The following is a 12,815-nucleotide window of genomic DNA, read 5'->3' as shown; positions in this document are numbered from 1 at the left end:
CGGCTACCCGTGGTCGACACGCTGATCATCGGTGGCGGGACCGCCGGCTGTGTGCTGGCGGCCCGGCTGAGCGAGGACCCGGATCACCGGGTCCGGGTCGTGGAAGCGGGTGGGTTCTGGGCCTCGGCCGCCGAATTCCCACCGGAGTTGGCCGATAGCGGGGCACTGCCGCTCGACGACCGGGCGCCGTGGCTGTGGCGGTATCCGGTGGCGCTGACGCCGGACCGGCCGGGGCAGATCGTGCGTGGTCGCGGCATCGGCGGCTCCGGTTCGGTGAACGGCTGCTACTTCATCCGCGCCGCGGCCCGGGATTTCGCGGCCTGGAGCGCGGAGGTGGACGCACGATCCTGGGATTTCGCGGAACTGCTGCCCTACTTCCGGTCCCTGGAGAACGACCACGACTACGGGGACCACCCCGGCCACGGCCGGGCCGGCCCGGTGTCGGTGCGTCGGATAGCGCGGCCCACCCGGCTGGTGGAGGAGTTCGGGGCGGCCTGCGGGGAACTCGGGTTCGGCGAGGTCGCGGACTGGAATTCGCTGCCCGGTGGTCCCGAATCGGGAGTCGGTCCGGTGCCGTGCACGGTCGGGCCGCCCGATGGATCCGGGCGGCACCGGCGGATCGGGCCCGCCCACTCCTATCTGCTGCCCGCGCTGTCGCGTCCCAATCTGAGCGTGCTGGGCGACACTCGGGTGACCCGGTTGCGCTTTCGGGGCACCCGGGTCGTCGGCGCCGATTGCCTGTACGGGGGCCGGCCGGAGACGATCTGGGCCGATCGCGTGGTGCTGTGCGCGGGCGCGATCGAATCGGCGGCGCTGCTGCTGCGTTCCGGTATCGGGCCGGCCGAGCAGGCCGCGGCACTGGGCATTCCGCTGGTGGCCGCGGCGCCCGTCGGCGAGTGGGTCACCGACCATCCGGAGATCGGGATCGACTATCTGCATCCGGCCGCGTCGGGCCGGGCGGTACCGCTGGAATACGTCCTGGAGCTCGACGATATCGAGATCCGGCCCTATACGGTCGCCTTCGCGCCCGGAGTGCATCGGATGGGTGTATCGCTGATGCGGCCCACCAGTTCGGGGCGCCTCCGGCTGGCCACGGCCGACCCGCTGACCCCGCCCCGTATCGAGTACGGCTATCTCGCGACGGATGCCGATCGGACCCGGCTGCGCGCGGCCGTGGAACTCACCGGGCAGATCCTCGAGACGATGTCGGCCGAATCCGTCGGCGGACCGGGGGAGATCTCGGACCGGTGGCTGCACGATCGGCTCGGCACGTCGCAGCATCTGTCGGGGACCTGCCGGATGGGTCGTGCCGACGATCCTCGCGCGGTGGTCGACGACCGGTGCCGCGTGCACGGGGTGGACGGTCTGTCGGTGGTGGATCTGTCGGTGGTGCCGGTGCCGCTGAGCCGTGGTCCCCAGGCCACGGTGATGCTGTTGGCCGAACGCGCCACCGTGGATCTGCGCTGAACCGGATCCGAGAGCGGTCCGGCGCGCCGGAAGTCCTGAGGCGAAACATTATTCGATACATGGGCCAGTCGCTGTCGCGCTAATAGGTGGCGAACCGTTCGCGGGCCGCGGACCGGGTGTTGCGTGCGGGCCTCGAATTCGGGCTGGCGCGGCTGTGGTCGGTTGGGGTACTTTCCTCCGGTGCGATTCGCCGGCCGGGTGTGCCGTCGGCCCGAGTGGGCAGGTCGGATACGGTCCGCCGCCCGATTGCGAATCGCCTGCTCTGAGGTATAGCCGATCCCTATCGGTTCGCCCCAGCCGCCTGCGCCGGGCCAACCGGTGTGGTAGGTGAGCTGTATCGGTCGGGGATACAGCTCACCGGGGCCCTCTCGTCGAAATAGCAAGCGGCGCCGCGCAATATTGCATCTCCATTTTCGACACCCCGGCCCGATCTCCCGGCTATCGCGCCGCGAGCAAGTACTCTGGTCCCTCGGGTGGCCCGCTGCGGCAACGTGATACGGCCACCCGGGAATCCGCACCCGGCGCCGGACTCGGGGAAGGTACGGCGCCGGTGCGGAAGACTCAGCGAACTTTCCGCGACCTCGCGATTCTCGGGTGCGGCCTGGCGGCTGTCCGGTGAGGATTCTCGGGCGCAGAGTGCTGGCTCTCGTGCGAGGGGCGAGCGCGTCAAAGATGCTCATCTCCACGCGAAAGCACCTCGTCGGGACCCCGGGCGAGGTCGGCGTGCGCGTATTCCTGACCGGGTGGCGATGACCAGTCCGGATTCTCCGGGCTCGTAACCGGGGATCTGCGTAGCGGACTTCTGCAATACCGAAAGGTCGTGGTCGTCGAACGGGTTTCGAGCCGTTTGTCGGATCCCACGAAACATACGTGGCGGGCTATCGGTCTGCCGCTACCTGCTGCGCGAACCTGTGTAGGTGAGATCTACGCAGATAGTGTCTACCTGACCGGCGCACTGTGGTCGGAATGGATTCGTACCGACGCTCGGTATTCGAGTTCCTGGTGGTCGGAGGTTTCGTCCACCACGGCGGGCTCAGATGAGGCGCTTCTGTTTCGTGATGCGGCGGCGGACATCGGCCATCAGGGCGTGGCTGCCGCCGTGCCGGACGAAGCGAGGGATAAAGCGGTTGACGAAGCCCACGAACAGGAAGAGGTGTTCGAAGCGGCGCTGATCGGCGGCACTCCACTCGACCCTCATCTGCTCCCGGAAATGCGGGGCGAGGAAGCCGATGGTCAGAAATCTCAGCAGGCCGCGGAAAGGAATGCGTAGATACCAGTGGATCATCCGGAGGTCGAGTAGGTCGTTCAGGTAGGCGCGGACGTAGTCGTCGAGTACCGCGTCCGCGCAGGCATGCGTCCAGTATTCGTCGAATGCGGCGCGGGTGACGGGCCACATGTCCGCGGTGACCTGCAGGGTGGTCCCGAGAGACGACGAGGAACGGTAGAAGTCCTCGGCCTGCTCGGGATTCATCTTCCCGGACAACAGTTGGTAGGTGTCCTCGAAGCCGATGTAGAGGCAGGCCGCCACCCAGAGTTGGAGATCACGGTCGAAGGCGTTGTATTTCACCGCCGCGCCGGGTTCCGAGCGCACCTGCCGGTGTGCCCCGTTCACTGCCTCCCGGAATGCCTTCTTCTCCTCCTCGGCGCCCAGAATGGCCACGGCCAGATACTGGGTTGTGGTGCGGGCGCGTTTCCACGGGCGTTTCATGAGCGAGCCCGATTCGACCCTGCTCTCCGCGACGCCGTAACCCACCCCGGGATTCGCCATCTGCATGATCACATTCGCCGCCGCGCCGGCGAACTGCCAGAAATCCAGGGCGTCGGTGAGGGCGAGGGGGCGTTCGGTGAACGGGCGGTGGGTGGTGCTGATCGGAATGCGGGTGCGCCCGAGGGGCGGGGGCTGCGGCACATCGGGTTGCTGGGAGTGTGCGACGGCGGTCATGAGGGTCCTTTCCCCGGGGAGCGTTGCCGGATAAGTTACTACCGATTCTGGTAGCCGATGCTGAAATTCTCGGAACTGACGCTAACTTACCTGGCTGCTGTCGAGGACCGTGGATGCCATCCTGAACAGCCGACTAGAGCGGATATTCGCGCCGAAAATCTTGGCGAAAACGGCACGAGTGACCCGGAATCGTGCGTAACATTCGCGTCCAGTCGGACCGTCTGAGACGTTGCCCCCGCGGCGGCGTGACGGACCGGCGCAGGAAGGAACGCCACATGCTCGCACGGCTGGATCGACTGTTCAGCTATGAGATGAAGGTGTCCGAGTTCCTCGGCACTGTCATCATCCTCGGCGTGCCCTACGGGCTCGTCGGGACTGTCTGGACTCTGACACATACCTCGCATCTGCGTGAGATGCACGGCTCGGACGTGATCATCTCGTTTCTCGGCTCCATCGTGTGCTGGCCCGTCCTCACCTTCGCGAATGTGTGCATGACCTGATGATGGCTCTGGTGTGGCTCATCGACGTCATGGTGATCGTCGTCAAGATCCTCGGTGGGCGAACGACGGTGAATCCCGTGCTCCGGCTGGGCCTCTGGGTCGCGCTGAGCTGCGTGCTCACCGCCGGATTCGCGGTGGTGGGCGTGGGACTGATGCTGGTCGAGCAGTACCTGAGCGGCGATATCGATACGAATGGTCTGGAACTGCCATGGTGACTACCGATGCCGGTGCGACACCGGAGAAGCGCACCGACCTCGAACAGGCGGTCGACGATCTGAAAGGGCTGTGGCGACGGCATCCGCAGCGCTCGCTGGAAACTCTGGGCCGCCAGGTCACCCTGGGCCGCGAGGCCGTGGTGGAAATCGTCAGATCCGTGGCCGCCCGCCGCTTTCCGTTCGGCGAGTTCGTCAAACAGTGCGGGTTCATGGCGAATGTGTCCGCCGCACCCACCATCTTCGTCGCCGTGCCGATCGCGGTGGTGGTGTCGATCCAGATCGGCGCCCTGGTCAACCAGGTCGGCGCGACCACGTTCATCGGCGCCGTCGCCGGCCTGGGCATCATCCGGCAGGGGGCGCCGCTGGTGACCTCGCTGATGATCGCCGGGGCGGTGGGTTCGGCCATCTGCGCCGACCTCGGCTCCCGGACCATCCGGGAGGAGATCGACGCGATGATGGTGATGGGCGTGAACCCGGTACGAAGGCTCGTCGCGCCCCGGCTCGCGGCCGCCGTACTGGTGAGCATGCTGCTGTGCGGGTTCATCGTGTTCGTCGGCTTCGCCACCGCCTACATGTTCAACGTCTACGCCCAGGCCGGGACTCCGGGCTCGTTCATCAGTTCCTTCGCGTCGTTCGCGGTGGCCAACGATATGGCGGTCGCACTGGTCAAATCAGCGATCTTCGGAATCCTGACCGCGATCATCGCCTGCGATATCGGGTTACACGCTCAGGGCGGTCCCGGCGGGGTGGCCAACGCGGTGAACTCGGCGGTGGTGTCCTCCGCGCTCATGCTGTTCGCCACGAACATCATCATCACCCAGCTCTACAACACTCTCTTCCCGACGAAGGTGATCTGACGTGGCCGCTTCGTACACACCGCCGGCGCTCAAACCGGTGCGGTTCGTCGCCGTGGCCGCCGCGAAACCGATCGACGCCAATCGCAAGCTCGGCCACCAGGCGATCATCTTCGTGCGGGGCCTGGCCGCGGTTCCGTTCGTGCTCACCCACTATCGCAAGGAGGTGCTGCGCCTGACCGCCGACGTGGGCTGGGGCAACGGCTCGCTGATCGTGGGCGGCGGCACCGTCGGCGTGGTGATCATCCTGTGCGGGTTCGGCGGGATCACGGTCGGCATGGAATCGTTCACCGCGCTGAATCTGCTGACGATGGGGCCTCTCACGGGCGCCATTTCCGGCTTCGCGACCACTCGGGAGTTAGCGCCGATTCTGGCGACTCTGGCCTTCGCGATCCAAGCTGGCTGCCGGTTCACCGCACAGCTGGGATCGATGCGTATCGCGGAGGAGATCGACGCGCTGGAGTCCATCGCCATCCGGCCGTTGCCCTATCTGGTGACCACGCGGATGATCGCCGCCACGGTCACGATCATCCCGCTCTACAGCGTCGGGCTGGCGGTGGCCTACCTCGCGACGAAGCTGTCGGTGCTGCTGTTGGGCGGCACCTCGGCGGGGACCTACGACCACTACTTCTTCCAGTTCCTCGTCGGGCCCGACCTCTTCTACTCACTGCTCAAAGTCGTGGTGTTCGTCCTGCTCGCCACTTTCATCCAGTGCTATTACGGGTTCTTCGCCGTCGGCGGACCCGAAGGAGTGGGCGTCGCCGCCGGTCAGGCCATCAAGATGGTGATCGTCGTGATGGTCTTCGCGAATCTGTTCCTCACCCTGGCGATCTGGGGCATCGACCCCGGTTTCCGGATCTCGGGGTAGCCGCCGATGTTCATCGATCACAGCGGCCGCGGGCCGCGACCCTGGCATACGACCGTGGCGGGACTGGCGATGATCCTGCTGCTGGCCGTTCTGCTCACCCTGCTCGGGTTGCGCTACACCGGGCGTTTCGCGGACCGGGTCCCGGTCCGGGCCACCCTCACCAGCACCGGCGACGGGCTGCCGGCGCGCGCCGATGTGAAGTTCCGCGGCATGGTGGTGGGCGCCGTCGCCGCGGTCGAGGTGGCCGCCGCGGGTAAGCAGCAGCGGGTCGACATCGATCTGGACCCCGCCGTCGCGCCGACGGTCCCGGACAATGTCACCGCGCGGGTGGTGCCCAACAACCTGTTCGGTGTCAGCGGGATCGAACTCGTCGACAACGGGCCCGCCCCGGGTCGGCTCGGCGCCGGCGCGGAGATCGCCGAGGACACCAGTGCCGGCACCGTCCAATTGCAGTCCACGCTCACTGTGCTGCGCGATGTGCTGGACAATATCCAGCCCGAGAAGCTGGGCCGGGTGCTCGCCACTTTCGCCGCGGCGCTCGACCCCGCAGCCCGCGCGCCCGGATCCACGGTGGCGCGACTCGACAGCTGGGTCACCGAGGTACGCGGGGTCGACGGAATGGGGGAGCTGCTCGGCGATCTGGGGCGCGCGACCATGGCCTTGAGCCGGTCGGCGCCGGAACTGGTGGGGGTGCTGTCGGAATCGGTGACGACGGCGCGCACCCTCACCGAACGCCGGGACAATCTGGTCGCCATGCTCAGCAGTGCCGGTGGTGCGGTGGATTCGGTGAACGGACTGTTCGCCCGGAACCCGGACGCGGCCAAGGAACTGGTTCCGGGCCTGGACGGTCTGTTCGGTTCGCTGGCGCAGGACCCGGAGGCGATCCCCACCGCGGTGGCAAATCTCAATATCGCCCTGCAACGGTTGTCGCCGTCGTTCAGCTGGGGTCCGCGCAAACAGATGCGCTGGCAGCTGGATGTGTCGTTCACGCCGTTCGAGCAGTACACGGCGAAGGACTGCCCGCGTTACGGCCAGATGTACGGGCCGCGGTGCGGCGGTGCGACGGTTCCGCAGGCGGCGCCGCCGCAGCAGTACCCGCCGAACCTGCTGCCGGGTTGGCTCGCGGGCGCGGGACCGAAACCCGCGCCGCCGATTCCGGGTCTGCCGCCCGCGCCCGCCGGCGCACCGGCCCCGCCCACTCAGCTGTTTCCGCAGCTACCCGGGCTACCGGCGATCCCGGGCCTCACCGCGCCGTTGTTCCCGAGTGCTCCGGCGGCGCCGGTTCCGTCGGGGATATCGACCCCGTCCGGTGCTCCGGCCCCGGCGGCCGCACTCGACCCGGGCACCCCCTCCGGTGCGCCGATCGCGCAACTGCGCGGACGGGCCGCCGTCGCCGCGCTGCTCGGCCGGGAACCGTCCACGGTCGAAGTGCTGTTGCTGACCTCGGTGCTGGCGGGCGGAACCATCACTGTCTATGCCGAGGAGAACGCCTGATGCGCACCGCGCGAACACTCGCCGGATTCAGCCTCTTCGCGGTGCTGGCGATCGTGCTGACCTACACGATCTGGTCGACACTGCAGCGGTCGGTGCCCGGTGCGACCGAAACCTATTCGGCCACCTTCACCGATGTGATGGGTGTCCGGATCGGTGACGATGTGCGGATGGCCGGCGTGCGGGTCGGCCGGGTCGACGCGATCGAATTCGAACCGGATTACCAGGCCCGCCTGGTGCTGCGGATCGAACAGCGGCAGCGGCTCACCGACACCACGAAGGCGCTGGTCCGGTACCAGAACTTGATCGGCCAGCGGTATATCGCGCTGCTGCCGGGTGATCAGCCGGGCACCCGGATGCCGCCGGGAGCACATATCCCGGTGGAACGCACCGAACCGTCCTTCGATGTCTCGGCGCTGCTGTCCGGATTCGAACCGCTGTTCAGCGTGCTGCAACCCGACCAGGTGAACTCGTTGTCCGACACGCTGATCCAGGCACTACAGGGCGACGGGGTCTCGTTGAGCGCGCTCATCACCCAGGCCGCCGAACTGGCCGACACCTTCGGACAGCGCGACGAGATCCTGGGCGCGGTGATCACCAACCTGAGCAGCGTCCTCTCCGGTCTGGCGAACCGCAGCCAGGAGTTGGAGACCTTGATAACCCAGACGAGAAGCCTCATGGACGCGCTCTACGCCGAAGGGGAGACGCTGAAGACTTCGGTGGATCAGGTGGCGCGCTCCACCGATTCACTCACCACCCTGGTGACCAGGGTGAAACCCGAGATCGTGCGCGCGCAGGGCGAGGCGACCAGCGCGGTGGAACTACTGCTGGTCAACGGCGCCGCACTGGACCAGGCGGCGGTGGAACTCCCGAACGTGCTCAACGGCCTCGCCCGGTTCACCAGCTACGGCGCCTACGGGAACGCCTATCTGTGCAGCCTGGACGTCTCGCTGTGGGGTGTGCTGCTCCCGCCCGGTCTGTTCACGCAGATCGGTGGCGATGCCCACTCGGAGGTGTGCCGCTGATGGCGCGATTCGATCGGACCGCACTGCTGCGGAAGCTCCCGCGGTATTCGAAGAACCGGTACCTGTGGCAAGGGGTGCTCGCCGCCGGCGCGGTGGCGGTGCTGCTGCTCGGGTCCAGTGCGGTGTCACAACTGCGGGTCGCCGATAAGACGGTGACCGCGGAATTCGCCCAGGCCGCGGGACTGCGGGCGGGCGCGACGGTGGATGTGTCCGGCATCGAGGTCGGCGAAGTCCGGACCGTGCGCCTGGCCGGGGACAGGGTCGAGGTGGATATGAAGATCAGCCGCGATATCCGGATCGCCGAAGACGCCCGGGCGGCGATCAAGATGTCGACGATCCTCGGTCGGCTGCATATCGAACTGATACCGGGAACGGGCCCGGAATCGGCCGACGGCCGTATCCCGCTGGCCGATACGGCGGTGCCGTACAACCTGGCGAAAGTGATCCAGGACCCGACCTACACCTCGTCGTTCGAACGAATCGAGCGGATCGACCCGGTCAAGCTCCGCCAGGCCCTCGACGCTTTCGCCCAGCAGATGGGGGACTCCCCGGATCTCGCGGTGACCGCGCTGGATTCGATCGGCGCGCTCGCCCGGGTCATCAACGCGCGACGGGACGAGGTGGACACACTGCTGCAGAGCATGGACCAGGTATCGCACCTGGTCTCCGACAATCAGAACAGCGTGCTGCTGCTGCTGACCCGCGGTGAGGCGATCGGCAACGCGGTGGCGATGCGGCAGGACTCGCTGCGCCGGTTGCTCGACAATGTGGCCGCGCTGTCCGGGCTGCTGCGGGATATGGGGGTGGAGAACAACGGCCAGCTCGGGCCGCTGATCCAGAACCTGAACACCATGACCGAGGGCTTGCAGAAGAACAAGGACAACCTGGACCGGATCTATCAGATCACTCCGGTCACGATGCGCCAGTTCAACAATGTGCTGGGCAACGGACCCTACGCGGAAGTGTGGGCGCCGTGGTTCTTCCCGGACAACTGGTTGTGCTTCGCCCAGGTAGTCGAGGGGTGCGGGAAATGAGACTGCGGACGATCATCCGAATTGTGGCGGCTGGTATCGCCGGACTCTGCGCGGCGGGCTGTTCGGTGCTGCCGGACAGCATCGCCGGGCTGCCGGACCAGTATCTCGGTGAACACATCAGAGTCACCGCCGATTTCGAGAATGTGGCCGGACTGTACGCCGGTAACGAAGTCGCGGTGCTGGGCGTACCGGTGGGCCGGGTGGAAACGGTGACCCCGCGGGGCCGGTACGTCGAAGTCGGGATGGCTCTCGATCGTGAGGTGCGGGTGCCCGCCGACGCCATGGCCGCGCTGATCTCCCCGCAGCTCATCACCAACCGGCATGTCGAACTCGCCCCCGCCTACACCGGCGCGGGACCGGTGCTCACCGACGGCGCCCACATCCCGCTGGAACGCACTCGCGTTCCCGTGGAGCTGGACCGGATCCTGGAGAATTTCGACCAGCTCGGCGCGGCGCTCAAAGGCGACAATCAGGCGGGCCCGCTGGCCAGCCGGGTGCTGTTCCCGCTGCTCGACGGCAACGGTGACCGACTGCGCGAAACCCTCGACGATCTGTCCGCGGCCTTCGAAGTGGCCTTCGCCGACAAAGACCAGATCGCGAATACGATCATCCAGCTCAACACGGTCACCCAGGTGATCGCGCAGAACGATCGGACCGTCCGGGATTTCAGCGCCCGCCTCACCGAGATGGTGCAGTTGATGGGCGAACAATCGCCCGGGTTGCAGGCAGTGCTCGCCCAGCTGAACGATTTCGTGAACAACACCTCGACGCTGGTCGGGCAGAACAGGGATCAGCTGGCCGGCGCCCTGCAGCGGTTCGTCGACATCACCGCCCAGATGCGCACCAATGCGCGGGGCCTCACCGAACTGATGGATGTGGGTCCGCTGCTGTTCCAGAACCTGGCGAACAGCGTCAGCCACGAACACCAGGCCTTCCGGGTGCACGCGCTGCTGGACAAGACACTGCTCGACAACGAAGTGCTGTCCACCTTCTGCGAACGGATCCAGCTGCGCGCCGACGGCTGCCGCACCGGCCGGGTCCAGGACTTCGGACCCGATTTCGGGCTCACCGCCGCACTACTGGGGATGACGCGATGACGGACGCGACGCGGATATCGCGGAGAATCCTGGCGGTCGTGGCGAGCGCCGCCGTGCTGGCGGCGCCGGGGTGCACCGCGGTGACCGTGGAGAACGTACCGATGCCCGAGCCGGGGATCGGGGGGCCCGGGTACACCGTGCGCGCCCGCTTCGAAGACGCCCTCAACCTGCCCGACCGCGCGCACGTGAAGATCGGCGGCACCGATATCGGAGTCGTGACCGGTATCTCCACCACCGATTTCGTCGCCGATGTGGACATGCTGATCCGCGCCGACATCCAGCTGCCACGTGGCACCACCGTCGAACTCCGGCAGGGCACACCGCTGGGCGACATCTTCGTCGCCATGACCCTGCCGCGCGCCGAACCGGACGCACAGCTGCTCGGCGACGGCGATGTCATCGACACCGACCACACCGGCGCGGGCGCGTCGGTGGAAGAACTCATGCTCTCGGTCTCGCTGTTGCTCAACGGCGGCGGACTGAACCAGGCGGCGCGGATCACCGCCGAAATGAACTCCATGTTCGCCGGGCGCGCCCCCCAACTGGCCCATCTGCTCACCGAGATGACCCAGGTGCTGACCGCATTGAACGCCCGCACCGCCGATATAGACCAGGTGCTGCAGGGAGTGAACGTGCTCACCGGCGAACTCGCGGCCCGGAAACAGGAACTCGGGCAGGCCGCGGACACCTTCCCCGACCTGCTGGGCGTGGTCGCGGCGAACAACCGCGATATCACCGGACTCATCCAGAAGATCTCGGTGACCATGGCCGCGCTGGGCGATTTCACCGATACCACCAGCCCCGAATTCATCGGACTGTTCGACAGCATCCGGCGGCTGATGGGTGGATTCACCGCGATGGGCGACGATCTGCGGCAGACCCTGAACGGTCTGCACACGCTGTATCCCTCGCTGGAACAGTCGTTCGAAGGTCCCGCGCTGGCCGTCGCCGGGTCGGTGTCGTATCTGAGCATCGGCGCGCTGACCGATCCGAGCAAGAGTCGCTGGCCGCAGGGTTCGGACGTGCCGGCTTTCATCGGCAGCCTCGCTCAGGTGATCGAGAAGATCCAGGGCCGACTGGGCAGTCCGCCGCAACCGGCCCCCGCACCGCAGGCCCCGCAGGGAGGCGCCCGGTGAACATTCCACTCTGGAACTGGCTGGTGCGGCATCGGATCGGGGTCGCGAATATCGGCCTGGTCGTCGTCCTGGTCGTCGGCTGCGGATATCTCGGCGCCGAGGTGCTGCGGCTCAACCTGCTGCCCGACGCCACCTACCGGGTGACCGTGGAACTGCGCGGGTCGGGCGGGTTGCTCGCGCACAACGATGTCACCTTCCGCGGCACCCGCGTGGGCCGGGTCGCCGAGGTGCGCGTCTCCGATACCGGGATCGATGCGGTCGCCGAGATCGACTCCGATATCCGGATCCCGGTCGGCGGCACCGTCGCCGTCGGCCGGCTCTCGGCGGTCGGCGAGCAATATCTGGACTTCCGCCCCGACAGCGAATCCGGGCCGTACCTGCGCGACGGCGATCGGGTCGAGGCAGAGCGAACCCGGATTCCGGTGACCACACAATCACTGCTGTCGAATATGAGCGCCATGATCGACGGGCTCAACCCGGATCGGCTCACCGTGATCGTGGACGAACTGGACAGAGCACTGGCCGGGGGCCCGGACCGGTTGCGCGATATGGTCTCCGGAATCAGCCGGGCCATGGCCGGTCTCGAACAGCTGCTGCCGCAGACCCGGCAACTCCTGGAGAACCTCACCGTCATCGCCGACACCACCCAGTACGCACAACCGGACCTCGGCACGCTCACCGGCAGCGCGGGGGTGCTGTTCGGGCAGCTCACCGCCGCCGACCAGGAAGTGCGCCGCCTACTGGATCTCGCCCCCGGCCAACTGGCCACCGTGGGCGGATTCATCGATGAGACCCAGGACCCGATCACCAATTTGGTGACCAATTTCCTGGCCATCACCCGCGCCGCGAAACTACGGCAGCCCGCGATCGCCGCGCTGTTCCCGGGCCTGCGGGTGGGCACCGAGGCGCTCGGCATCCCGGTGCGGAACGGTGTGTTCAACACCCTGGTGGATATCTGGCCGCGCCCCACCTGCGACTACGAGACAGTCCCGGTCGTCCCCACCGAGCGGGCCGATACCCGGGTGCGGCTCTACAACTACTGCGTCACCGACGACCCCGCGTTGCAGGTCCGCGGCTCCGCCAACGCGCCCCGGCCCGATGTGCCCGACACGACGGCCGGGCCGCCGCCGGGGGTCAGCGGTGACGAATTGTCCCTTCCCGTTCCCGGTCGTTAGGAGCAGTCGAG

At 67.2% G+C, this 12,815-nt stretch carries 12 protein-coding genes; 11 read left to right on the top strand and 1 reads right to left on the bottom strand.

Translation table 11 applies throughout. The features are described from left to right. The first annotated feature begins 9 nt into the window (after positions 1–9). The gene (gene mftG / locus OG804_RS19695) at positions 10–1,467 is read left to right on the top strand and encodes a mycofactocin dehydrogenase MftG (protein ID WP_328388595.1); all 1,458 of its coding nucleotides are present in this window, start codon (positions 10–12) and stop codon (positions 1,465–1,467) included. A gap of 1,033 nt (positions 1,468–2,500) precedes the next feature. Here mftG and OG804_RS19690 read toward each other — a convergent pair. Further along, a complete protein-coding gene (locus tag OG804_RS19690) occupies positions 2,501–3,409 on the bottom strand; it encodes an oxygenase MpaB family protein (RefSeq protein ID WP_328388593.1) in 909 nt (302 codons plus the stop codon). Positions 3,410–3,684: 275 nt separating this feature from the next. Between OG804_RS19690 and OG804_RS19685 the strand changes: the two genes are divergently transcribed. Genes OG804_RS19685 through OG804_RS19640 form a run of 10 tightly spaced genes read left to right on the top strand, consistent with a single transcriptional unit; the run spans position 3,685 to position 12,804 of the window. After that, on the top strand, positions 3,685–3,909 hold the full coding sequence (locus OG804_RS19685) for a hypothetical protein (protein WP_328388591.1): 225 nt from the start codon (positions 3,685–3,687) through the stop codon (positions 3,907–3,909). Further along, positions 3,909–4,124: a hypothetical protein gene (locus OG804_RS19680; protein ID WP_328388589.1), complete on the top strand. Its 216-nt coding sequence runs from the start codon at positions 3,909–3,911 to the stop codon at positions 4,122–4,124. The genes OG804_RS19685 and OG804_RS19680 overlap by 1 nt, the downstream gene beginning before the upstream one ends. Next, the gene (locus tag OG804_RS19675; protein ID WP_328388587.1) at positions 4,118–4,981 is read left to right on the top strand and encodes an MlaE family ABC transporter permease; all 864 of its coding nucleotides are present in this window, start codon (positions 4,118–4,120) and stop codon (positions 4,979–4,981) included. Before OG804_RS19680 ends, OG804_RS19675 begins: the two co-directional genes overlap by 7 nt. Before the next feature lies 1 nt (position 4,982). Further along, positions 4,983–5,846 carry an ABC transporter permease gene (locus OG804_RS19670; protein ID WP_328388585.1) on the top strand — a complete coding sequence of 288 codons (864 nt, stop codon included), beginning with the start codon at positions 4,983–4,985 and terminating at the stop codon, positions 5,844–5,846. Positions 5,847–5,852: 6 nt separating this feature from the next. After that, positions 5,853–7,340, top strand: coding sequence for an MlaD family protein (locus OG804_RS19665; RefSeq protein WP_328388583.1), 1,488 nt, complete (start codon positions 5,853–5,855; stop codon positions 7,338–7,340). Beyond that, on the top strand, positions 7,340–8,362 hold the full coding sequence (locus OG804_RS19660; protein WP_328388581.1) for an MlaD family protein: 1,023 nt from the start codon (positions 7,340–7,342) through the stop codon (positions 8,360–8,362). The genes OG804_RS19665 and OG804_RS19660 overlap by 1 nt, the downstream gene beginning before the upstream one ends. Beyond that, positions 8,362–9,396 carry an MCE family protein gene (locus OG804_RS19655; RefSeq protein WP_328388579.1) on the top strand — a complete coding sequence of 345 codons (1,035 nt, stop codon included), beginning with the start codon at positions 8,362–8,364 and terminating at the stop codon, positions 9,394–9,396. Before OG804_RS19660 ends, OG804_RS19655 begins: the two co-directional genes overlap by 1 nt. Beyond that, positions 9,393–10,493 (top strand): MCE family protein, encoded by a 1,101-nt coding sequence (locus OG804_RS19650; RefSeq protein ID WP_328388577.1) that lies wholly within the window; start codon positions 9,393–9,395, stop codon positions 10,491–10,493. Before OG804_RS19655 ends, OG804_RS19650 begins: the two co-directional genes overlap by 4 nt. Beyond that, positions 10,490–11,629 (top strand): MCE family protein, encoded by a 1,140-nt coding sequence (locus OG804_RS19645; RefSeq protein ID WP_328388575.1) that lies wholly within the window; start codon positions 10,490–10,492, stop codon positions 11,627–11,629. Before OG804_RS19650 ends, OG804_RS19645 begins: the two co-directional genes overlap by 4 nt. Next, positions 11,626–12,804 carry an MCE family protein gene (locus tag OG804_RS19640; protein ID WP_328388573.1) on the top strand — a complete coding sequence of 393 codons (1,179 nt, stop codon included), beginning with the start codon at positions 11,626–11,628 and terminating at the stop codon, positions 12,802–12,804. The genes OG804_RS19645 and OG804_RS19640 overlap by 4 nt, the downstream gene beginning before the upstream one ends. Positions 12,805–12,815 lie beyond the last annotated feature (11 nt).

Source organism: Nocardia sp. NBC_00416 (assembly GCF_036032445.1).
In the GTDB taxonomy this organism is placed as follows: Bacteria; Actinomycetota; Actinomycetes; order Mycobacteriales; family Mycobacteriaceae; genus Nocardia.
This window is presented reverse-complemented; position numbering and strand designations above follow the sequence as displayed.

Bases quoted from the DNA above. Each gene is read 5' to 3' on its own strand.
- OG804_RS19685 (WP_328388591.1), top strand. From the start codon at position 3,685: ATGCTCGCACGGCTGGATCGACTGTTCAGCTATGAGATGAAGGTGTCC.
- OG804_RS19645 (WP_328388575.1), top strand. From the start codon at position 10,490: ATGACGGACGCGACGCGGATATCGCGGAGAATCCTGGCGGTCGTGGCG.
- OG804_RS19655 (WP_328388579.1), top strand. From the start codon at position 8,362: ATGGCGCGATTCGATCGGACCGCACTGCTGCGGAAGCTCCCGCGGTAT.
- OG804_RS19665 (WP_328388583.1), top strand. From the start codon at position 5,853: ATGTTCATCGATCACAGCGGCCGCGGGCCGCGACCCTGGCATACGACC.
- OG804_RS19650 (WP_328388577.1), top strand. From the start codon at position 9,393: ATGAGACTGCGGACGATCATCCGAATTGTGGCGGCTGGTATCGCCGGA.
- OG804_RS19660 (WP_328388581.1), top strand. From the start codon at position 7,340: ATGCGCACCGCGCGAACACTCGCCGGATTCAGCCTCTTCGCGGTGCTG.
- OG804_RS19690 (WP_328388593.1), bottom strand. From the start codon at position 3,409: ATGACCGCCGTCGCACACTCCCAGCAACCCGATGTGCCGCAGCCCCCG.
- OG804_RS19675 (WP_328388587.1), top strand. From the start codon at position 4,118: ATGGTGACTACCGATGCCGGTGCGACACCGGAGAAGCGCACCGACCTC.
- OG804_RS19680 (WP_328388589.1), top strand. From the start codon at position 3,909: ATGATGGCTCTGGTGTGGCTCATCGACGTCATGGTGATCGTCGTCAAG.